The sequence below is a fragment of the Acidovorax sp. IB03 genome, assembly GCF_016406015.1.
Lineage (GTDB): Bacteria > Pseudomonadota > Gammaproteobacteria > Burkholderiales > Burkholderiaceae_C > Acidovorax > Acidovorax temperans.
In genome coordinates this window covers 143,511-163,993 of record NZ_JAEFCH010000006.1, presented here as the reverse complement: position 1 = coordinate 163,993, position 20,483 = coordinate 143,511, and the positions used below count along the sequence as shown (strand labels likewise).

16 protein-coding genes and 2 pseudogenes are annotated in these 20,483 nt (G+C 62.7%); 14 read left to right on the top strand and 4 right to left on the bottom strand.

Translation table 11 applies throughout. The annotated features are described in order from the left end of the window. Positions 1-76: 76 nt before the first annotated feature. The 3 genes from ubiD (at position 77) to IHV84_RS05635 (ending at position 2,951) form a co-directional block, all read left to right on the top strand. The gene (gene ubiD / locus IHV84_RS05645; RefSeq protein WP_198846161.1) at positions 77-1,564 is read left to right on the top strand and encodes a 4-hydroxy-3-polyprenylbenzoate decarboxylase; all 1,488 of its coding nucleotides are present in this window, start codon (positions 77-79) and stop codon (positions 1,562-1,564) included. A gap of 246 nt (positions 1,565-1,810) precedes the next feature. Further along, entirely contained in the window at positions 1,811-2,329 is a 519-nt protein-coding gene (locus IHV84_RS05640; protein WP_198846160.1) for a GNAT family N-acetyltransferase, read from the top strand. 52 nt (positions 2,330-2,381) lie between these two features. Beyond that, positions 2,382-2,951: an NUDIX hydrolase gene (locus IHV84_RS05635; protein WP_233099787.1), complete on the top strand. Its 570-nt coding sequence runs from the start codon at positions 2,382-2,384 to the stop codon at positions 2,949-2,951. On the opposite strand, the pseudogene IHV84_RS05630 reads toward IHV84_RS05635, so the two are convergent. The 4 genes and pseudogenes from IHV84_RS05630 to IHV84_RS05615 all read right to left on the bottom strand — a co-directional run bounded on the left by IHV84_RS05630 (position 2,938) and on the right by IHV84_RS05615 (position 7,634). After that, a pseudogene (locus IHV84_RS05630) lies at positions 2,938-3,915 on the bottom strand (Bug family tripartite tricarboxylate transporter substrate binding protein). The gene IHV84_RS05635 and the pseudogene IHV84_RS05630 sit on opposite strands and share 14 nt — an antisense overlap. A 42-nt stretch (positions 3,916-3,957) precedes the next feature. Further along, positions 3,958-5,139 carry a tricarballylate utilization 4Fe-4S protein TcuB gene (gene tcuB / locus IHV84_RS05625; protein ID WP_198846159.1) on the bottom strand — a complete coding sequence of 394 codons (1,182 nt, stop codon included), beginning with the start codon at positions 5,137-5,139 and terminating at the stop codon, positions 3,958-3,960. Beyond that, positions 5,126-6,586 (bottom strand): FAD-dependent tricarballylate dehydrogenase TcuA, encoded by a 1,461-nt coding sequence (tcuA, locus tag IHV84_RS05620; protein WP_198846158.1) that lies wholly within the window; start codon positions 6,584-6,586, stop codon positions 5,126-5,128. The genes tcuB and tcuA overlap by 14 nt, the downstream gene beginning before the upstream one ends. Positions 6,587-6,692: 106 nt before the next feature. Beyond that, positions 6,693-7,634 carry a LysR substrate-binding domain-containing protein gene (locus IHV84_RS05615; protein ID WP_198846157.1) on the bottom strand — a complete coding sequence of 314 codons (942 nt, stop codon included), beginning with the start codon at positions 7,632-7,634 and terminating at the stop codon, positions 6,693-6,695. Positions 7,635-8,137: 503 nt separating this feature from the next. Between IHV84_RS05615 and IHV84_RS05610 the strand changes: the two genes are divergently transcribed. From IHV84_RS05610 to bcsB, 11 genes and pseudogenes are all read left to right on the top strand, one after another. Beyond that, a complete protein-coding gene (locus IHV84_RS05610; RefSeq protein ID WP_233099785.1) occupies positions 8,138-8,551 on the top strand; it encodes a helix-turn-helix domain-containing protein in 414 nt (137 codons plus the stop codon). Continuing rightward, on the top strand, positions 8,548-10,839 hold the full coding sequence (locus IHV84_RS20765; RefSeq protein WP_198846155.1) for a hypothetical protein: 2,292 nt from the start codon (positions 8,548-8,550) through the stop codon (positions 10,837-10,839). The genes IHV84_RS05610 and IHV84_RS20765 overlap by 4 nt, the downstream gene beginning before the upstream one ends. A gap of 33 nt (positions 10,840-10,872) precedes the next feature. After that, positions 10,873-11,562 carry a VWA domain-containing protein gene (locus IHV84_RS05600; RefSeq protein ID WP_198846154.1) on the top strand — a complete coding sequence of 230 codons (690 nt, stop codon included), beginning with the start codon at positions 10,873-10,875 and terminating at the stop codon, positions 11,560-11,562. Next, positions 11,562-12,350, top strand: a complete 789-nt coding sequence (locus tag IHV84_RS05595) for a PP2C family serine/threonine-protein phosphatase (RefSeq protein ID WP_198846153.1) — start codon at positions 11,562-11,564, stop codon at positions 12,348-12,350. Before IHV84_RS05600 ends, IHV84_RS05595 begins: the two co-directional genes overlap by 1 nt. Before the next feature lie 153 nt (positions 12,351-12,503). Then, on the top strand, positions 12,504-13,649 hold the full coding sequence (gene mnmA, locus IHV84_RS05590) for a tRNA 2-thiouridine(34) synthase MnmA (protein ID WP_198846152.1): 1,146 nt from the start codon (positions 12,504-12,506) through the stop codon (positions 13,647-13,649). Positions 13,650-13,945: 296 nt separating this feature from the next. Further along, entirely contained in the window at positions 13,946-14,422 is a 477-nt protein-coding gene (bcsD, locus tag IHV84_RS05585; protein ID WP_233099783.1) for a cellulose biosynthesis protein BcsD, read from the top strand. Positions 14,423-14,468: 46 nt separating this feature from the next. Beyond that, positions 14,469-14,621 (top strand): annotated as a pseudogene (gene bcsP / locus IHV84_RS20760) (cellulose biosynthesis protein BcsP); the annotation flags it as partial. A gap of 270 nt (positions 14,622-14,891) precedes the next feature. Then, positions 14,892-15,062, top strand: a complete 171-nt coding sequence (locus IHV84_RS05580) for a hypothetical protein (RefSeq protein ID WP_198846151.1) — start codon at positions 14,892-14,894, stop codon at positions 15,060-15,062. Continuing rightward, positions 15,059-15,841 (top strand): cellulose biosynthesis protein BcsQ, encoded by a 783-nt coding sequence (gene bcsQ / locus IHV84_RS05575; RefSeq protein ID WP_198846150.1) that lies wholly within the window; start codon positions 15,059-15,061, stop codon positions 15,839-15,841. The genes IHV84_RS05580 and bcsQ overlap by 4 nt, the downstream gene beginning before the upstream one ends. After that, positions 15,838-18,129, top strand: coding sequence for a UDP-forming cellulose synthase catalytic subunit (gene bcsA, locus IHV84_RS05570; RefSeq protein ID WP_233099782.1), 2,292 nt, complete (start codon positions 15,838-15,840; stop codon positions 18,127-18,129). Before bcsQ ends, bcsA begins: the two co-directional genes overlap by 4 nt. After that, positions 18,126-20,468, top strand: coding sequence for a cellulose biosynthesis cyclic di-GMP-binding regulatory protein BcsB (bcsB, locus tag IHV84_RS05565; protein ID WP_198846149.1), 2,343 nt, complete (start codon positions 18,126-18,128; stop codon positions 20,466-20,468). Before bcsA ends, bcsB begins: the two co-directional genes overlap by 4 nt. The last annotated feature ends 15 nt before the right edge of the window (positions 20,469-20,483 follow it).

The window sequence follows — 20,483 nt, the reverse complement described above, 5'->3', positions numbered from 1 at the left end:
CATCCTGGCGAGCATCGAGAGATTTTGTCTGCGAATTTCTAACTCAGGACACTAGAGCCCAATTTCATTCAAACCCATGTCGTACCAAGACCTGCGCGACTTCATGGCCCAGCTCGAAGCCACGGGCGAGCTGCGCCGCGTGCACGAGCCCGTATCGCCCCACCTGGAGATGACCGCGCTCAGCGACCGCGTGCTGCGCGCCAACGGCCCGGCGCTGCTGTTCACCCAGCCCACCGGCCACCGCATGCCGGTGCTGACCAACCTGTTTGGCACGCCCGCCCGAGTGGCCCGCGCCATGGGCGTGCCCGACCTGCACGGCGTGCGCGCCCTGGGTGAGCTGCTCGCCACGCTCAAAGAGCCCGAGGCCCCCAAGGGCTTCAAAGACATGCTGGGCATGGGCCAGTTGCTCAAGACCCTGTGGAACATGGCGCCCCACACCGTGGGCCGCAACGCGCCTTGCCAGCAAGAGGTGTGGGAAGGGCCGGATGTTGACCTGGCCCGCCTGCCCGTGCAGCACTGCTGGCCCGGCGACGTGGCCCCGCTCATCACCTGGGGCCTCACCATCACGCGCGGGCCGCGCAAGGCCCGGCAGAACCTGGGCATCTACCGCCAGCAGGTGCTCTCGCGCAACCAGGTCATCGTGCGCTGGCTGGCCCACCGCGGCGGCGCGCTGGACTTTGCCGACCACTGCGCCCAGCACCCGGGCCAGCCCTACCCCGTGGCCGTGGCGCTGGGGGCCGACCCCGCCACGCTGCTGGGCGCGGTGACGCCCGTGCCCGATTCTTTAAGCGAATACCAGTTCGCCGGCCTGCTGCGCGGTGCCCGCACCGAAGTGACTGCTGCTTTAGGCGTGCCGCTGCAAGTACCCGCCACCGCCGAGATCGTGCTCGAAGGCCACATCCAGCCCGACGCCCACCACGCGAGCGGCTGGCAGCACGCGCTCGAAGGCCCGTACGGCGACCACACCGGCTACTACAACGAATGCGCCGAATTCCCCGTGCTCACCGTGGACCGCATCACCATGCGCCGTGACCCGATCTACCACAGCACCTACACCGGCAAACCGCCCGACGAGCCCGCCGTGCTGGGCCTGGCAATGAACGAGCTGTTCATCCCCCTGCTGCAAAAGCAGTTTCCCGAGATCGTGGACTTCTACCTGCCCCCCGAAGGCTGCAGTTACCGCATGGCCGTGGTCAGCATCCGCAAGGCCTACGCAGGCCACGCGCGGCGCGTGATGATGGGCGTGTGGAGCCACCTGCGCCAGTTCATGTACACCAAGTTCATCGTGGTGGTGGACGACGACGTGGACGTGCGCGACTGGAAGGAAGTGATCTGGGCCATCACCACCCGCATGGACCCAGCGCGCGACACCATGATGGTGGAACACACACCCATCGACTACCTGGACTTCGCCTCGCCCGTGAGCGGCCTGGGCAGCAAGATGGGGATGGACGCGACGAACAAATGGCCGGGGGAGACGCAGCGCGAATGGGGTCGGCCCATGCACATGACAGCAGAAGTGAGCGCGCGGGCTGAGGCGCTGATGAAGGGGCTGGGGCTGTAGGGGTGTGGCTTGGTTGAGAGACCGGTTTGGGCCGAATGCTGCGTCACGGTTAGCAGAGACCACGGCCCCTCGGATGGGCTGATTTGCGCGGGCAATAAAAATCAAAGGCAAGTTTGCTCAATACGATAGGATGGATCGAACCCTCGGCAAAAGGCCATTTCCTCATATCCTTTTGAACCCGCACGATCCCGATGGATCGCACACCACTGAGGTGTTTGCCTTCTCCATCCCCTTCACTCGACCTCCATGCCCGCTCTTGAAGTCCGCCCCCTGCAAACCGACGACCTACCCGCACTGATGGCGGTGCAACGCGGCGCCTATGGCGATGGGTTCATGGAAAGCACCGAGGTCTTTGCCCGCCGGCTGGCCAGCCCGGTGAACTGCTCGCTGGCCTTGCTGCTGGACGGTGCGCTGTGCGCCTACTTGGCGGCCTACCAGTCGGTGCTAGGCAAGGTGACGCCGCTGCATGGCGACTTTGAGCCACCCGTGGGCACTGCGCCCGACACGCTGTACCTGCACGACATGGCCGTGCTGCCCCACTTGGCCGGACAGGGGCTGCCGCAGCGCCTGCTGCAGCCCTTGTGGGAGCAGGCCACGGCGCAAGGCCTGCGGCAGAGTGCGCTGGTGTCGGTGCAGGGGTCGGAAGGCTACTGGCAGCGGCATGGCTATGTGGCGCAGCCGCTGCACCAGCCTGAACAGCAGCAGCGCCTGGCCAGCTATGGGGAAGGGGCGGTGTACATGGCCCGCACGCTGCAGGCCAAGTGAAGCGCGCGGCGGTGTCAGCCCCGTGACACGCCCTGTGGTCATAATGCCCGCCATGCCAAACCGCTGGAAACCCAACGTCACCGTGGCCGCCCTCATCGAGCGCGAGGGGCGCTTTTTGCTGGTGGAAGAAGAGACCACCGACGGCCTCAAGCTCAACAACCCCGCAGGCCATCTGGACCCCGGCGAATCGCCCGAGCAGGCCTGCGCCCGCGAGGTGCTGGAAGAAACCGCGCACGATTTTGTGCCCACGGCGCTGGTGGGTGTGTACCTCAACCGCTTCGTCAAGACGCGCACCGGCGACGACCTGACCTACCTGCGCTTTGCCTTTGCTGGCACGCTGGGCACGCACCACAGCTGGCGCACGCTGGACACGGGCATCTTGCGCACCGTGTGGATGACGCCCGATGAAATCCGCGCCTGCCCTGAGCGCCACCGCAGCCCGCTGCTGTTGGCCTGCCTGGAGGACTACCTGGCGGGCCAGCGCCACCCGCTCACGCTGGTGCACACCGACCCTTCGGTGATGCAGGCACAGGCCAACCAGCGGCCCGTGGCCACCGGCCAGGCGCATGGGGCGGCGCACCAGCCAGCCCCAGCGCCCGCCCACCTCATCAATCAGCGGTAATCTTCCGCTCCTTGATGGTGGCGGCCCACTGGGCCGATTCCTTCTTCATGAACGCCGTCAGCTCGGCCCGCGTGGTGGGCTGGGGGCTGAGGCCGTGCTTGTTCAGCGCTTCTTTCACGCCGGGGTCGTTCAGCACCTTGACGATTTCCTGGTTCCAGCGGTCCAGCAGCGGCGCAGGGGTCTTGCCGGGGGCCACAAAGGCGTACCAGTTCAGCGCCTCAAAGCCGGGGAAGCCAGACTCTGCCACCGTTGGGATGTTGGGCAGGTACGCAGGGCGTGTGAGGCCGGTGGTGGCCAGGGGGATCAGCTTGCCCGCCTCCACATGCGGCATGGCCGTGGGGGGCGCTGCAAAGTACGAGGTCACTCGCTCGCCCAGCAAGTCCTGCAGCGCAGGTGCGCCGCCCTTGTAGGGGATGTGGGTCATGTCGATGCCCGCGCGCTGGTTGAACAGCTCACCCGCCAGGTGCGATGCGGAGCCCGCGCCGGTGGAAGCGAACTCCACGCTGCCCGGCTTCTTCTTGGACAGTTGCACAAACTAGGCCAGCGTCTTCACGCCAGCGCCCTTGTGCACCACCAGCACGTTGGGAAAGTTCACACCGCCCGACACCGGGGCCAGGTCCTTGAACGGGTCGTAGGGCAGCTTCATCAGGTGCGGCGCAATGGTGAGCGGCCCCACCGAGCCGAACAGCAGCACGGTGCCATCGGCCGCCGCATTGGCCACGAACTGGTGCGCGATGTTGCCGCCAGCCCCGCCCTTGTTGTCCACCACCACCGACTGGCCAATGTTCTCGTCCAGCTTCTTGGCAATCAGCCGCGCTGCCGCATCGGCCGCGCCACCCGCAGCAAAACCTACCACCAGCGTCACTGGCTTCTTGGGCGGAAAGTCTTGCGCCGCAGCGCCGAAAGCCAGGGGCAAGGCTGCCAGCGCCAAGGCGCATTGCAGCAGGGTTCGCTTGTGGTTCATGGGGTCTCCTTCTCGTGGGTTGTGTGGGGGATGGGGTTGTGATCAGTCCGCACCCAGCCCGATGGGGTTGGGCTGGCGCTTTTCCACCGCGTGGCGCAGCAGCGAAGCGGTGCGGAAGATGCCGTGCGCAAACTTGCCGTAGGGCAGCGTGGCAAACAGCGCCATCACTGCGCCCAGGTGCAGGCACAGCAGCAGCGGCAGGCCAGCGGTGCCGCGTGCCGCCCACAGGGCCAGGCCGCTGGTGGCGGTCAGGAACAGCAGGGCGATGAAGGCGCGGTCCATGGGCTTTTGCGCAGCATCGCCATGCAGCGGGTGGCGGCGCAGGTTCAGCCGCCACAGGCCGGCCGTGCCAATCGCCAGGCTCACGCCGCCAATGCCGCCCAGCAGTTTGGGCAGGCTGGGCAGGTCGTACGGGGCGGGCATGTCCAGCAGGTAGTGGTACAGCGTGGCCACGCTGGTGGCGGCAAAGCACAGCATGAAGCCGTAGAACGTGAAGTGGTGCATGCGCCTGCGCGAGAGGGTGTAGGCATCGTCCTCGTTGTGGCAACCGTCGCCATGGCCGCCGTCCAGGTACTTGAGGCGCAGCACGGCGTCTGTGGCCTCGGCCGTGGCGGGGGCGCTCAGCGGCGCACCGCTGGTGGCGGGCGTCACATCGCGCCAGAAGCGGCGCACGCCCAGGCCCAGGGCCAGCACGGCGAACAGGAACACCGGCGCAAACAGGCCCACCAGCAGGTTGTGCGGGAAGATGCCGTAAAAGCCGCCCACGGGCGATTGCCACAGCGCGTTGACGCCCTGCCCATGCAACACCACGGCCAGCAGCAGGAACAGCGTGAGCCCGGCCACCAGCGCCAGCGCCAGGGTCAGGCCGTTGCGCTGGTAGAGCTGGCCCAGCGCAGGCGGCCAGGCGTAGTCGGCATAGGTCTGGCCGCGCACCTGGGCCATGGCCTGGGGCACGTTGACGGCAAACTCGTGCGGCGGTGCGTACTGGCAGGCGTGCAGGCAGGCGCCGCAGTTGTGGCACAGGTTGGCGATGAAATGGATGTCGGCCTTGCCGAACTCCAGCCGCCGCGTCATGGCGGGGAACACGGCGCAAAAGCCTTCGCAGTAGCGGCAAGCGTTACAGATCTGCAGCTGGCGGGCCACTTCGGCCTCGGGGGCGGAGAGCACGATTTCGCCATTCGCCAGCGCTTTGGCGTCGCGCGTCAGGGCTTCAAGCGCTTGCATGGTTCGCTCCTGTTTTTGTAGCTGTTCGCGCTTTATGGATAAGCGCTGCGGGCTGTTTTTGTTCTAAAGCGGCTTTGGCGGCATTCGTGCCCGCAATGCGGCCAAACGCGGTGCCAATGCTCATGCCCACACCGGCGGTGTAGCCCTTGCCCAGCACGTTGCCGGCCATCATTTCGCCGGCCACAAACAGGTTGGGGCTGGGCACGTTGTTGATGCGCACGGCGGCCGTGTCGTCGGTGTGCAGGCCCAGGTAGGTGAAGGTGACGCCGGGCTTGAGCGCGTAGCCGTAGAACGGGCCGGTGTCGATGGGGCGGGCCCAGTGCGTTTTGGCGGGCGTGACGCCTTCGGTGTGGCAGTCGTCCAACGCGGTGTGGTCGAACGTGCCCACGCGGCAGGCGGCGTTGTAGGCATCGAGCGTGCGGGTGAAGGTGTCTACCGGCAGGCCCAGCTTTTGCGCCAGCTCGGGCAATGTGTCGGCCTTGACGCCGGGGAACACGGGCGGCATGAAGCGGCCGATGGCCTTGCTGTCGATGATCGAATAACCAATTTGCCCCGGTTGCTGCGCCACCAGGCGGCCCCAGATGGCGTAGCGCTTGGGCCAGAAGTCTTCGCCCTCGTCGTAAAAGCGTTCGCCATTGCGGTTGACCACCACGCCCAGCGACACGCAATCGATGCGCGTGCAGATGCCGCCGTCGTACAACGGAGCGCGCGCGTCGATGGCCACCATGTGCGCCTGCGTGGGGTCGCCAATGCGGTCAGCGCCGTGGTCGTCGAGCAGGTGCTTGAGCAACACGCCCTTGTTGTAGGCCGTGCCGCGGATCAGGAAGTTGTCCGCAGGCCACTCACCACGCTCGTTCTGGCCCCAGGCTTCGCGCAGCCATTCGCGGTTGGATTCAAAACCGCCCGCGGCCAGCACGCAGCTTTTGGCAGTGATGCGCTCGCCCTTGCAATGCGCGGCCACAAAGCGGCCGTTTTCGACCTCAATGCGGTCCACCGGTGATTCGTAGCGAATCTGCACGCCCAGCTTTTCTGCGCTGCGGTAGTAGGCGTTGACCAGTGCCTTGCCCCCGCCCATGAAAAAGGCGTTGGTGCGCGCCACATGCAGCGCGCCCGACAGCGGCGGCTGGAAGTGCACGCCGTGGCTGCGCATCCAGTCGCGGCAGGTGCTGGACTCGCGGATCACCAGGCGCGCCAGGTGTTCGTTGGTCAGCCCGCCCGTCACCTTGAGCAGGTCTTGCCAAAATTCTTCTTCGGGGTAGGCATCGACCAGCACGTCTTGCGGCGCATCGTGCATGCAGCGCAGGTTGCGCGTGTGGGCCGAGTTGCCGCCACGCCAGTCGCGGGGGGCCGATTCAAGCAGCAGCACGCTGGCACCGGCCTCGCGGGCCATCAGCGCAGCGCACAGGGCAGCGTTGCCGCCACCGATCACCAGAACATCGGGTTGCATGGGCAGTTCTTTCCATTCATCGTGTGCCGAATGTAGAAAGAACCCCGCCGCTTGCGCAGGGGCTGCCAAGGCATGGCCCCATCACGAATCGTGATGGGTTGACCGTCTAAACGGCCGAAGTGAGCTTGGCGCCTACCCAGTGGCCTGACTGCACCAGCTCACGCACGCAGTCGCCCAGCACCACGCGCGCGGCCAGGGCGGCGGGCGAGAGTTCATCGTCCGACAAGCTGCACAGCGCCGCAGGCCGGAAGGCCGGGGCATCGGAGATTTCGGCCATCACAAAGCGCTCGCCTGCGTCTGCATAGCGGCCCACCGCCGCCCAGGGCTGGATGGTGCTGCCCAGGCCCATGTCCACCGCATCCATCAGCAGCGCGAGGGAATCGATTTCCATGGCCAGGCGCGGGGTCACGCGGGCCTGTGCGAAGGCGGTGTCGAGGCGGCTGCGCAGCCCGTGCGGGCCGGTGGGCAATATCAGGGGTTCATCGCCCAGTTGCGCCAGCGCCACCTTGCGCCGCAGGGCTGGTTTGCGCACGCCGCGCTGGGCCGAGCGGATGAGGAACAGGCGCTCCTCCAGCAGCGGCAGCACGGTCCAGCGGCGCGCGGGCTGGGTGTCGAACAGCACCGCCAGATCGAGCTGGCGGGCGTTGAGCATGTTGGAGAGGTGGCCCGACAAGCTGCCCACCATGTGCAGCCGCACATCGGGGTAGCGCTCGTGCATGGCGCGCATCAGCGGCACGCCCAGCACCGAAGCCGTGGTGGGCGACAGGCCCACGCTCACGCTACCCGTGAGCCGCGCCTGCGCCGCCGCCCGCGCCGCCTGGTCGGCATGGCGCAGGGCCAGTTGCGCCTCGCGGAAGAACGCCAGCCCCGCTTCGGTCGGCACCGCACCCTTGGCCGTGCGCTGCAGCAGCCGGGTGCTCAGCTCGCTCTCCAGCCGGCTGATCTGCTGGCTCAGCGCCGACTGCACCATGTCCAGATCCACCGCCGCCCGGCCCATGGAGCCGAGTTCGACGATGCGGACAAAGTAACGGAGTTGGCGCAGTTCCATGGGGGACGATGGTCGCACAGTGCGCCAGGTGGTTCATGGGCATTGACGCTGGAGTCAGGTTTCCTGGGGAATTTGTCAGCAGTTTGACGGTGAGAACCCAGGATGAATTTGACTTGAGCTGTTCACACTGTCACTGGGGTGGCAACTACCGCCCCGTTGCAGTCACACAGGCAGCCTGATCAAGCGCCGGTTGTGCAGCGCTTGCGACCGTTCGACTTGAGCTTGAGAGCTCATGCTGACTGGCACGAAGCAGTCGCTCGCTCTGGAGCCAGCAAGCCACGCGAATGCCAGAGCAACGGATACAGCGGTCATAGGCAGGAGCACGAAGTATCTGAAAGTTAGTGTTACTCAACTTTTCCTTTTTACATCTGTCGGTAGCCTCATCAAGACTGGGAATCCGTCCACGGCGTAAGACTTGTGAATATCTCTATTCGATCTTACACTTGCTTCAGATGAATTCAGATGATGCATATGAAGTCAATTACGTCAGTTGTGGTGGCCACATGGAACTGATTGAGCAAGCCGCTCAGGCACTACGCCGTAATCTCGTCGAGGCAGACGACTTGGTCGAGGTGTCTTTCGCGCTTCCTCGTAAACAGGCGGAGAAAATTCTCGCCCTCTTGGAAGCTGAGAGCGCAACCGGAGCTGTGGTCGTGCCCGTTAAGGAGCAGTTCACTACAACCGAGGCAGCGAGACTGCTCGGCATTTCGCGACCAACCCTCATGAAGCTGATCGAGACCGGCGAAATTCACAGCGAGAAGGTTGCCACCCACCACCGCATTCCAGCTCAGGCCCTTCGTAAATTTGAACAAACCCGGCTTGAGCGCAGGGTTCGGGCGATAGAAGCGATGGATGCCTTCGCTGCGGGCGTAAGAACAGAATTCCAGAATAACGTGAGTTTCGGAGGACAAAAGTGATCAATTCAGACTTAGAAATGCTTGATCCGGTCGATTTCGTTGGCCCTAAGGGTCGCCTGTTTTTCGATACAAACGTGTTTATGGATACAGACCCCGAAAGGAAGGGTCGGATTGGCGTTCTGCTTCGACGCTGTGCGGAGGTGATCAAAGCGAACAGGAATCCAATTGTTGTTGTGACCAAGGTTGTCGAGGAGCTCAAGCGGCAGAGTCGCATGGTCGATCCAGAGCGGGTGGATGCAATCGCAAAGGCTAGAGTTGCGCTGGACTTCCTTGAAGACGCCGGGGCGCACGGGCTAGTACGAACCGACATTGGCGATCCGTCAAACCCGTATGCCGATGATCTATTCGTCAAGATTTTCGAAATTTACTCCCGTCACTACGACATGTGTCTGCTAACCAATGACGTCACTTTGCGGCTCCGCATAGCGCTGTTGCCGGATAACGGGAAGCGACTTGTTGCAGGCACGCTGGCGAAGGATGGCGAGATTGAAGTTGCAAGCGCCCAAGTTCTATACGAGAAGGGCCTGCGCAAGCTCAAGCGCAAGCAAGCTGATGGAGACGAACGCGAAGTGGCCGCTCTTGAGCCGCTCCTGACAGCGTTCCAGCAGCGGTACGGAACGACAGAGCCTCGTCAAACTCCGAGTGCGCTTCGCCGCATCAAGCCCTTTGATGGGGGAGTTGAACTGAAGCCCGCTGACGAGGTTCTTAACGTCAGCGAAGTGCCGGGCATCGGTGACAAGGTACAGGTTGAGTTTCCCTCGGGGACGGTGACACTTGTGCTCAAAGACAAACTCGGTGACGGAGCTGAGGGGGCAGCCTTCGCCGTGGAGGGTGAACGCGTCGTTAAGATTTTTAATCGCGAGCACATCACGCGACACCGTAAAGAAAAGGTGTCGCTATTAGCAGCACGGGGCTTGCATGAACAAGGCATCTGCTTCCCTGAAGGCATTGTGACCAACGCGCGTGGTGAGTTTGTTGGCTACATCATGCCGAGGGCCAGAGGCAATGAGTTCCGCGTGATCATGAATCCCCGGAGGTTCTTGAAATCATTCCCAGGCTGGACGAAGGAAGACCTGGTTGATGTCTGCATCTCGTTCTTGGAAAAGGTGGTGTTCCTCCACTCGCTGAATGTGATCCTGGGTGATATCAATCCAAAAAACTTGATAGTTGATGCCAATAAGAACGTCTGGATCATTGATGTCGACTCGTGGCAGGTGGAGGGATACCCCAGCCCAGTTGGGACCCCGATGTTCACGGCCCCAAGCGCACTCGGCAAGCCCTATGCCGAGTTTCTGCGCACAGTCGATGAGGAACTCTTCGCCGTGGCGACGATGCTCTTCATGGTTCTGATCACGGGGCAGTTTCCCTATGCGCGGGCTGGATCGGACGGGGACATCGTGCGACTGATCAAAGATGGGAACTTCGCGTTCCAAGTTGGAGATCGCTCGAACCGCGACCAGCCTGAAGGTAACTGGAAGTACATGTGGAGTCACATGCCGCGCGATCTGAAGGAGCTCTTCTGGAACACGTTCCACTGGGAAGGGAGTCGATTTATCCAGCGCCCGACAGCGGGCGAGTGGCTTCGCGCTTTCCGCGAATACAAGTGGTGGCTGGGAAGCGATAAGAACTTCGATCCGATTTCAAACAACGTCTACCCGTTTAGGTTCAAAGCCTTTAGGCCGGATACCCCGATCTTGGACTGCCCTCAGTGTGGCCGTCAGCATGCGATTGTTGGCGAGTGGAGTGACGCTACACAGCAGCACAGCGTTCCAGATCTGTGTTTTGACTGCCAGCAGCAGAACCGACCCAAGTGCCAGGATTGTGGAACCCCGAAGCCAGAAGGAGCTCTTCGCGATGGGCGTTGCCGTGAGTGCAACCACAAGCGCAACTCCGGGAACTGTGAGGAGTGCAACAAGGAGATTGCCGCCCGTTACTTGGTGGGCGGTCGCTGCTCGACCTGCCAGCAGGAAGCCTGTCGGAGTTGCAACGGTGTGTTCCTGAAATCTGAGTTGCATTACGGGCGCTGCAAGGAGTGCGCTAAGAAGGGCAGCGAACTTGATCCGTCTAGGTTGTGCCGAGACTGCGGGCATCCCTTTATTAACTTTGATCACATCGCCTACTTCAATGAGAAGGGGCTCGCCGTTCCAAAGTCACACGCGAGGATCAAACAGCAATGCCCGAATAGCCTGCCGCAGAGTACAGCTACGGCACGATCGAAGGACACCGCCAGCCAGCATCAATTCGGCTTAAGCCTCGGGCAATTGCTGCGAAGCTTTTTTGATCGCTAACCAACTTTGATCACGACAGAAAGGAAAATACACATGGCACTTAACATCCAAGCGGATGACCTCGTAGAGAACCCGACCCCCAGGCTTCCCGTCTGCCTCTGCCTCGACACCAGCGGTTCGATGTTGGGAGACAAGATCAACGAGTTACTGGAGGGGGTGAAACTCTTTTACGACACCATCGACGAGGATGACGATACCCACGACTCGGTTGAGGTGAGCATCGTTGCTTTCAACTCGGGGGCCAATCTCATTCAGGACTTTACGGGAATCGAGGCGATCGATCGAGATCTCACGATTGAGCCCAGCGGGCTCACCTTCATGGGAGAAGGTGTGAACCTTGCGCTGGACACACTGGAGAAGCGTAAGGAACTCTATTCGAGCAAGGGTGTTTTGTACTACCAGCCTTGGCTGGTGCTGATCACGGACGGGAAACCTGAGGGAGGCAGCGAGCAGGAGGTTGACCGCGCCGTGAGTCGGGTAGAGGCATTGGTTGCCAAGAGGAAACTCACCGTGTTCCCAATTGGAGTCGGTCTTCAGCCGGAAGGGGAGAAAATTCTTGCGCGGTTCAGCCCTCTTGGCCGTCCGCCACTGCGCTTGAAAGGCCTTGCCTTCAAAGAGTTCTTTGAGTGGCTGTCGATGTCAGCATCGAAAGCTTCGCAGTCGATGCCGGGGGCTGAGCCGTCTATTGATTTCGGCTCTATCAGGGGCATTGAGGATCTTTAATGTTCCGTGAGTTCCACTATCAAGTCTGGGGGCGCGGGCATGTGTTAGCAGGCGCGCGCGGCCAAGATCGCACGGGCTACCTCTCGTGTGATGGCATCCAGATCATGTGCCTGTCAGACGGTGCAGGGTCTGCTACGCATGCAGAGTTTGGCGCGCAAACCCTGGTGGAAGAAGGTTGCAGGTTACTTGCGGATAGATTCTTCGACTTCGTAATAAGCAAAGACGGCGCGTATGTTCGTAATGAAATTGTGACGAGGCTACTGGCACGGCTGGAAGAGGAGGCGGGACGACTCAATGTTGGGATTGAGGACTTAGCGGCAACGTTCTTGGCTGTTGGAGTGTCTGAAGAACACTTTTTCATTGTCCACGTTGGTGATGGAGTCATCGGATTGGTGAGGGATGGCGAATCTAAAGTGGCGTCGGGGCCAGATAACTCGGAGTTCGCTAACCAGACAACGTTTCTAACATCGAAGGGATCAGCCTCAACCATGCGACTCCTGAGAGGAACCATTGATGGGATCGCTGGCTTCATACTGATGAGTGACGGGACGGCTCACAGTCTCTACAACACGCGCACACGTGAGCTTGCCCCCGCATGTGTAAAACTTGTTACCGCACTGGCTTCTGCTCCAGCAGCTCAGACAAAGAACCCTGAACACAAGAAGCAGTTGCGGAAACTGATCGGTACGAAGATTCGCCACGCAACGAAAGACGACTGTTCCATCGGCATCCTCGCCCGAACGGTGGCTCTGCCAGGATCAACCAAACCGCTGAGCTTGGCCGAATAGATGAATCGCTGCAACTGACCGAGCCTGTCAGAAATGTTGTGCGCCAAACGTAGGACGCTACCCACTGGATACCAACAGCCAGCTGGCCAGGCCAGCCCACGGGATCTCCTGCGGGCTGCCGCCCGTTCAGCGCATAAAAATACAATCAGGCCAATGACTGCCCATACCAAACAGCGCGTTGTCGTAGGCCTCTCGGGCGGAGTGGACTCTGCCGTCACGGCCTACCTTCTCAAACAGCAAGGCCACGAAGTGGTCGGCATCTTCATGAAAAACTGGGAAGACGATGACGACAGCGAGTACTGCTCGTCCAACATCGACTTCGTGGACGCAGCCGCCGTGGCCGATGTGATCGGCATCGAGATTGAGCACGTCAACTTCGCAGCCGATTACAAGGACCGCGTGTTTGCCGAGTTCCTGCGCGAATACCAGGCAGGCCGCACGCCCAACCCCGATGTGCTGTGCAATGCCGAGATCAAGTTCAAGGCCTTCCTGGACCACGCCATGCGCCTGGGGGCCGAGAAGATTGCCACGGGCCACTATGCCCGCGTGCGCCACAACTTGGCTACGGGCCTGCACGAGCTGCTCAAGGGGCTGGACCCGAGCAAGGACCAGAGCTACTTTCTGCACCGGCTGAACCAGGCGCAGCTGTCCAAAACCCTGTTCCCCGTGGGCGAGCTACACAAGACCGAGGTGCGCCGCATCGCCGAAGAAATCGGCTTGCCCAATGCCAAGAAGAAGGACTCCACGGGCATCTGTTTCATCGGCGAGCGGCCCTTCCGCGAATTTTTGAACCGCTATATCAGCCACGCGCCCGGCCCCATCCTGGACGACCGGGGACGCAAGCTGGGCCAGCACGTGGGCCTGAGCTTCTATACCTTGGGCCAGCGGCAGGGCCTGGGCATTGGCGGCGTGAAGGAAAAAGGCGCCGGGGCGAAAGCACCGTCTGGCCAGCCGGTGCGCGGCGGCGGCGACCATGAGCCCTGGTACGTGGCCCGCAAAGACCTGGAGAAAAACACCCTGCGTGTGGTGCAGGGGCATGACCACCCCTGGCTGCTGTCGCACCGCCTGGTGGCGCAAGACGTGAGCTGGTGCGCAGGCCACGCTCCCACACCCGGCAACTATGCCGCCAAGACCCGCTACCGCCAGCAGGACGCCGCGTGCGCGCTGGAGGCTGTGCCCGACGGCTTTGCGCTGCAGTTCCCGGACGCCCAGTGGGCCGTGACCCCCGGGCAGAGTGCGGTGCTGTATGACGGTGAGGTGTGCCTTGGGGGTGGGGTGATCCAGGTCGCCGCGCCTTGATTTCCGTGTGCCCGAGGAATGGGTTTGGCCGGTGTTTTTGACTATTACAATGATTCTGCAATAGATTTTTGCTTGTATTATGTGGTGTTGTACCTACACAAACCGACATGGTGGATGCTGTTTAAGCAAATTCGCCTACGGCCCGGCGGCTTAGATGGTGTTTATGGGTCAAGCCTCTTAGAATTTCTTAGAATGTGTTTGAAACCCCATGTATCAGTCGATTCACGCGGTTTCTCCCTTGAGTCCAACCCGCGCGGGCCACCGAATCGGGTCTGCAGCTTGCCTGTCCACACGCCATGTTTTCAACTGCCTCCCTGCCAGCGAACCCCGACCTCACCCAACGCCTTATCGATCAGCAATGCACCGTGCAATGGAGGGGGTTCCTGCAGGCCCTGGCGGCGGAGTTTGCTGCCGCGCTGCCGCCGGAAGACCTGCGCGCGTTGATGTTCCGGGTGGGCGCACGGTTTGCGGCCGAACATCCCCTGCCAGCATGTGCCAGCCTGGACGACCTGCAGCGCAGCATGGCGGCGGTGTGGGACCGCATCGGCTGGGGCTGCGTCCGCCTGCAGCAGGCTGCGGCACAGCTGGACATTCACCACGACCTCTCACCCTTGTCGGCGGCTTTTGGGCAGGGCCATGCGCCGTGGTCCGGGGGCTTTCTCGAAGGGGTCTACCAGAGCTGGTTCGAACAGGCTGGCGCCGCCCAGCTTCGCGTGGCCCAGTCCGCCCCGGCGGACGCTTGGGGCTGCATCCATTTCCAGCTGGCACGCTGAGCTCTTCTGGCTCCGGTTTTCCACGTTTTGCTATTGGCGGTGACCCGTGAAGCAATCAGAAGATATCGTAAAACTCTTCCAGCAATTTGGAGGCAAGGCTGACCCTTACCAAGAGCTGACCCGCAAGCAGGAGCACGAACGCTCCAGTGGCCGCTGGCCGCTGGTATCTGCCGTTCAGGGTGCAGTGGGCGGGGACGTGCCCGCGGTGGACCGTCGCCTTGGCGACCTGCCTGCCCCCGCGTCTCAGAACCCGTCTGCGCCGGTTGCTGGCGGGCCCGCTACCGCAAGCTGGACGCAACCTGTTGCGCCGAGGGCCGGTGACAGCCAAGCGCCGTCCTGGGGCGTTCCTGCGGCGTCACCACCAGCCGCCGCACCTGCCCCTATCCCCGTTTCTGCGCCTGCGATGGCTCAGGTAGCAGCACCCCTGGCACCTTCTGCTTGCGTTTCGGGACTTGCCGCGCGCTCTCCGTTGGCGGGACTGGCTGGCCTGCATGCATCTGCCGCTGCCACCGTGCGCGATGCGCCCGCTGCAGTGCCCAACCCGCTGCCCACCGACCTGCCCTCGGTGTTTGCGCGCCTGGCCGGATCGCTGCAGCCCCGGCCGACTGCCACCTGGCAGCCTCGCAAAGACCAGCCATGAAGGTGGTTGCCGTTGTTTCGGCCAAAGGAGGTGTGGGCAAAACCACCTTGACTGCGAACCTGGCCACGGCGCTGCAGCACCAGGGAGCGCCGACGGTGCTGGTGGTGGACATGGACCCACAGAACGCGCTGCGCCTGCATTTCGGGGCCGACCCGGGTGCCCTTGCCGGGATTTCCCGCGCCAGCCTGGCGGGCGACAGCTGGGGTTCGGTCTGCCAGCAAAGCCCTTCGGGGGTACATGTGCTGCCCTACGGGGTGGTGAACGAGGCCGATCGCGTGGCCTTTGAGCGTCATCTGGAGGGGCACCCTGACTGGCTCGCGCAGCAGCTGCAAAGCCTGGAGCTGCCGCCTGATGCGCTGGTATTCATCGACACGCCTCCGGGCCCTTCGGTCTATATGCAGCAGGCGCTCACGGCGGCCCACGTGGTGGTGGTGGTCAGCCTGCCCGATGCGGCGTCGTATGCGGCACTGGCCCTTATGCAGCGCCTGGTGCAAACCTATTGCACACCACGCCCCGACTTTTCCGGCACCCTGTATGTGCTGAACCAGGCCAATGGTGCGCTCCAACTGTCCAAGGACATCACCCGCGTGATGCAGGATAGCCTGGGCGACCGGCTGATCGGCGTGATCCACGAAGACCAGGCGGTGCGCGAGGCGCTGGCCTATGACCAGAGTGTGCTGGAGTACGACACCCATGGCCAGGCGGCTGACGACCTGCGCAAGTGTGCGCAGGTGCTGGCCCAGCGCATGGGCTTGCCACTGGTGGGGGCAGCGCGATGAGCATCGACCAGCGGCCCCAGGCCGACGAAGTTGCCGACGCCGATTCCCGCAGTCCCCAGGCGCGCTGGCGCAGCGTGGTGCATGCCGTCACCGGATGGGCATTGTGGCAGCATCCTGTTGTGCGTGCCGCTGCCGTGGTGCTCAGTGCGCTGCTGATGGGGCTGATCATTAGCGTGCCACTGGACCTTCAGGCGCAGCTGCTCTTTTCAGCTGGTTCTTTTGGGGCTGCGCTGATCCTGAGCAGAACCCCTGGCCGGCTGTCGACGCTGGCGATGATCATGCTGTCCATTTCGGCATCGTCGCGCTACATGTACTGGCGCGTCACGGACACCCTCGGGTTTACCAATGTCGTCGATGCGGCGTTCGGGTATGGGCTGCTGCTGGCTGAGTTGTACGCGTTTGCGGTGCTGCTGATCGGCTATTTCCAGACCGCGTGGCCTTTGCAGCGGCGCCCGGTTCCCATGCCGCAGGACGTCAGTACCTGGCCCAGCGTGGATGTGTTCATTCCCACCTACAACGAGCCCCTGGGGGTCGTGCGTCAGACGGTTTTCTCGGCCATGAGCATGGACTGGCCGGCCGACCGGCTGCACGTTTACGTGCTCGACGACGGCCGCCGGTCGGAGTTTCGCGACTTCTGTGCCGAGCTCAACGTGGGCTATCTGGTGCGTGACAACAACCACCACGCCAAGGCGGGCAACATCAATGCGGCGCTCAAGGTCACGCATTCCGAATACATCGCCATCTTTGACTGCGACCACATCCCCACGCGCTCCTTCCTGCAGGTGTGCATGGGCTGGTTCTTCAAGGACACCAACCTGGTGATGCTGCAGACGCCGCACGTTTTTTTCTCGCCCGATCCGTTCGAGCGCAACCTGGACACCTTCCACCGCATGCCCAACGAGGGCGAGCTGTTCTACGGCATCGTGCAGGACGGAAATGATCTGTGGAACGCCTCGTTCTTCTGCGGCTCCTGCGCCATCATCCGCCGCAAGGAGCTGCTGGAGGTGGGTGGCATCGCGGTGGAAACCGTGACCGAGGATGCGCACACGGCGCTCAAGCTCAGCCGCCTGGGCTACAACACGGCGTACCTCGAAGTGCCGCAGGCTGCAGGCCTGGCCACCGAGAGCCTGTCCGGCCATGTGGGCCAGCGCATTCGCTGGGCACGGGGGATGGCGCAGATCGCGCGCACCGACAACCCGCTGCTCGGCAAGGGCCTCAAGTTCGGGCAGCGGCTGTGCTACCTGAACGCGATGCTGCACTTCTTTTACGGCTTGCCACGCCTGGTTTTTCTGACGGCGCCGCTGGCCTACCTGTTGTTTGGTGCGCATGTGTTCCAGGCCTCCGCGCTGATGATCACGGCCTATGCCCTGCCACACCTGGCCCATGCCAGCGTGACCAACTCCCGTATCCAGGGGCGGTTCCGCCATTCGTTCTGGAACGAGGTGTATGAATCGGTGCTGGCGTGGTACATCATGCGCCCTGTGCTGGTGGCGTTCATCAATCCGAAGATGGGCAAATTCAACGTGACGGCCAAGGGCGGCGTGATCGAAAAGGCCTATTTCGACTGGACCATCGCGCGGCCTTACGTGGTGCTGCTGCTCCTGAATCTGGTCGGATTCGCGGTGGGAATCGGGAAGCTGTTCTTCTTTTCGGGTGATGAAGTCATCACGCTGATCATCAACATGGTGTGGACGACCTACAACGTTCTCCTGTTGGGCGCCAGCGTGGCGGTGGCCAACGAGTCGCGCCAGATCCGCAGCACGCCCCGGGTGGCGGCAGCACTGCCTGCCTTCCTCCGTTTTGAAAACGGGCGCACGCTGGTGTGCAAGACCGAAGATTTCTCGCAGCACGGCCTGGGATTGTCAGTGCCACCGGACAGCGACATCCCCACGGGCAGCCGCGTTTCGGTGTCGCTTTTCCGGTCGGACGAAGAGGGTGTTTTCCCCGCGGTGGTCACGTTCAGCGGCACGGGCCGCCTGGGCGTGCAGTTTGACAACCTGAGTTTGCAGCAGCAGGCTGAACTCGCGTCGCTGACCTTTTCCAGGGCCGATGCGTGGATTTCAACCTGGGGCACCGCGCAGCGCGACAAGCCGCTGCGATCGCTGGGCAGCGTGGTCCTGATCGGCCTGCGGGGCATCGGGCAACTGGCAACTTCCGCCTTCAAGTACCTTGGCCTTGGATTCAGCCGCTGCCTTGCCCGGCGGGGCATCGGGCAACTGGCAACTTCCGCCTTCAAGTCTTCCACACCCCGCCCAGTCTCCCCTGTTTCCAAAGACTCCACACCATGACTTCCACAAGACATTCGACAGCGCGGCTGCCGCACAAGCGCATGCTGCCGGCCATGTTGGCCTTGGTCCTGGCAGGGACTGCCGTGCCTGTGTCCCCCCTGTCCGCAGCCCCCGCACGCACCGCCGCCGCCACGGAGATGGCGGCGGCGGCGCATCCGGCGCCCCAGACTTCACAGACGCTAGCGGGTGCGCGCGTGCACAGCATGAGTTTCAAGGATCTTGGCGCGGTGTTTCCGCTGCAATTGCGGGGCGTGGATGGCATCAGCGGCGTGGTATTCGGCGTGCGCAGCGACGAGGTGGTCGCCAGCGCCAAGCTGCACTTGAACTACTCGTATTCGCCCGGGCTGCTGCCCGACATTTCGCATCTGCGTGTACTGGTCAACGAGCAAGTGGTGGCTGCCATTCCCGTACCCAAGGCGGAGGGGGGCCAGAACTTGCAGCGTGTGATCGATATTCCTGCGCGCCTAATCGGTGATTTCAACCGCCTGAACATCCAATTGATTGGTCACTACACCATGGAGTGCGAGGATCCAGCACATTCCAGCCTGTGGGCCAATGTGGGCAACGACAGCATGCTGGAACTGATGGTCAATCCGCTGCCGTTGGACAACAACCTGGCCTTCCTTCCCGAGCCTTTCTTCGACCGGCGCGACTCCCGGGCGCTGAAGCTGCCCATCGTGTTTGCCACGCAGCCTGACGCCGCGCAATTGGAGGCGGCCGGCACGCTTTCATCATGGTTTGGTGCGTTGGCGGGCTTTCGTGGCGCGTTTTTCCCGGCGTCAGTAGGGCAGCTTCCACCCACCGGCAATGCCGTAGTGCTGGTGCAGGGCAGCGGGGCGGTGCCTGGCGTGAGCCTGCCCCAGGGCAGCGGCCCTACGGTCACCATGATGGCCCATCCGTCCGACCCAACCGCCAAGTTGCTGGTCATTAGTGGCCGTGATGCCCAGGAACTCAAGCGGGCGGCGGCGGCGGTTGCGGTAGGCGCATCCGCGTTGTCCGGCCCTTCGGCGACGATCACCGATTTCAAACAAATTTCGCCACGCAAGCCCTACGACGCTCCCAACTGGCTCTCTACGAGCCGTGCCGTCAAGTTCGGCGAATTGGAGGATGCGGAGAAGCTCAGGGTATCGGGCTACTATCCCGATCTGATTCGGGTGAATTTCCAGGTGCCGCCGGATCTGTTTGGCTGGCGCAAGCAAGGCATTCCCGTGCACATGAAATACCGGTATACGGCCCGGCCTGAAACCGATAAATCCACGCTGAACGTCAACGTCAACGAGCAGTTCCTGCGTTCGCTGCCGCTGCGCGCCATGGACCACAGCCCACCAACGCGGTTGGAAGGCATGCTCAATAAGGTGACGCCCGCCAGCGACCTGCTACCTGCCGAGGAGCTCTTTCACATACCACTGTTCAAGCTGCCATCACGCAGCCAGTTGCAGTTGCACTACCACTACGAAATCAAGAAGGAGGGCACCTGCAAGGATGTGCTCCTAGACAACGTGCGCGGCACTGTGGAGCCCGACTCCACCATCGACATCACGGGCTTCTCGCATTTCCTGGCAATGCCCGACCTTGCTGCTTTTGGCAACAGCGGCTTTCCGTTCAGCCGGCTGGCCGATTTGTCTGAGACCGCCGTCGTTCTGCCCGCCCAGCCCGAAGTCGCCGACTATGCAGCCTACCTTTCCCTGATGGGGCTGATGGGCAATGTGACCGGCTACCCTGCGCATGCCGTCACCGTGGATTTGGGTGGCAGCCAGCTCAATGCACTCAGCGACAAGGATTTGCTCGTCATCGCCAGCAACGGTGCCAAGTCACCGCTGCTCGAACAGTGGGCCAAGTACCTGCCATTCAGCCTAACGCCCAACGCCAAGGGCTTTCGCCTGTCGGACTACGCATCGCGCCTGCTGAACTGGTGGGACCCCGACCAGCGCGATCGCGTCAAACCCAGCCGCAGCGAAATCACGTTCACCAGCGCCAGCACCGACGCAGTGATCGCGGGCTTCGAGTCACCGCTCAAGAGTGGCCGCAGCGTAGTGTTGCTCGCCAGCAGCCAACCCTCAGGGCTGGAGCAGGCCGTTAACGCCTTGCTCACGCCCGACTTGCTCAGGCACATCCAGGGCAGCACGGCGGTCGTGCGTGAGAAGCAAGTCAACAGCCTGGTGGCTGAGCAGACTTACTATGTCGGCAGTCTTGGCCCTGTAACGCGCGTGCAGTGGTGGCTGTCGCGCCATCCCTTGGCGCTGGTCGTGCTGGGTGTGGTGGCAGCGGCCCTCATTGGCCTCTTGCTTTACATCGTTTTGCGTGCCCGCGCCCACGCACGGCTCAAGACGCAAGCCTGAGAACGGAACCCGCTG

Coding starts and splice junctions, on each gene's coding strand:
- ubiD (WP_198846161.1), top strand. CDS start 77: ATGTCGTACCAAGACCTGCGCGACTTCATGGCCCAGCTCGAAGCCACG.
- IHV84_RS05640 (WP_198846160.1), top strand. CDS start 1,811: ATGCCCGCTCTTGAAGTCCGCCCCCTGCAAACCGACGACCTACCCGCA.
- IHV84_RS05635 (WP_233099787.1), top strand. CDS start 2,382: ATGCCAAACCGCTGGAAACCCAACGTCACCGTGGCCGCCCTCATCGAG.
- tcuB (WP_198846159.1), bottom strand. CDS start 5,139: ATGCAAGCGCTTGAAGCCCTGACGCGCGACGCCAAAGCGCTGGCGAAT.
- tcuA (WP_198846158.1), bottom strand. CDS start 6,586: ATGCAACCCGATGTTCTGGTGATCGGTGGCGGCAACGCTGCCCTGTGC.
- IHV84_RS05615 (WP_198846157.1), bottom strand. CDS start 7,634: ATGGAACTGCGCCAACTCCGTTACTTTGTCCGCATCGTCGAACTCGGC.
- IHV84_RS05610 (WP_233099785.1), top strand. CDS start 8,138: ATGGAACTGATTGAGCAAGCCGCTCAGGCACTACGCCGTAATCTCGTC.
- IHV84_RS05600 (WP_198846154.1), top strand. CDS start 10,873: ATGGCACTTAACATCCAAGCGGATGACCTCGTAGAGAACCCGACCCCC.
- IHV84_RS05595 (WP_198846153.1), top strand. CDS start 11,562: ATGTTCCGTGAGTTCCACTATCAAGTCTGGGGGCGCGGGCATGTGTTA.
- mnmA (WP_198846152.1), top strand. CDS start 12,504: ATGACTGCCCATACCAAACAGCGCGTTGTCGTAGGCCTCTCGGGCGGA.
- bcsD (WP_233099783.1), top strand. CDS start 13,946: ATGTTTTCAACTGCCTCCCTGCCAGCGAACCCCGACCTCACCCAACGC.
- bcsQ (WP_198846150.1), top strand. CDS start 15,059: ATGAAGGTGGTTGCCGTTGTTTCGGCCAAAGGAGGTGTGGGCAAAACC.
- bcsA (WP_233099782.1), top strand. CDS start 15,838: ATGAGCATCGACCAGCGGCCCCAGGCCGACGAAGTTGCCGACGCCGAT.
- bcsB (WP_198846149.1), top strand. CDS start 18,126: ATGACTTCCACAAGACATTCGACAGCGCGGCTGCCGCACAAGCGCATG.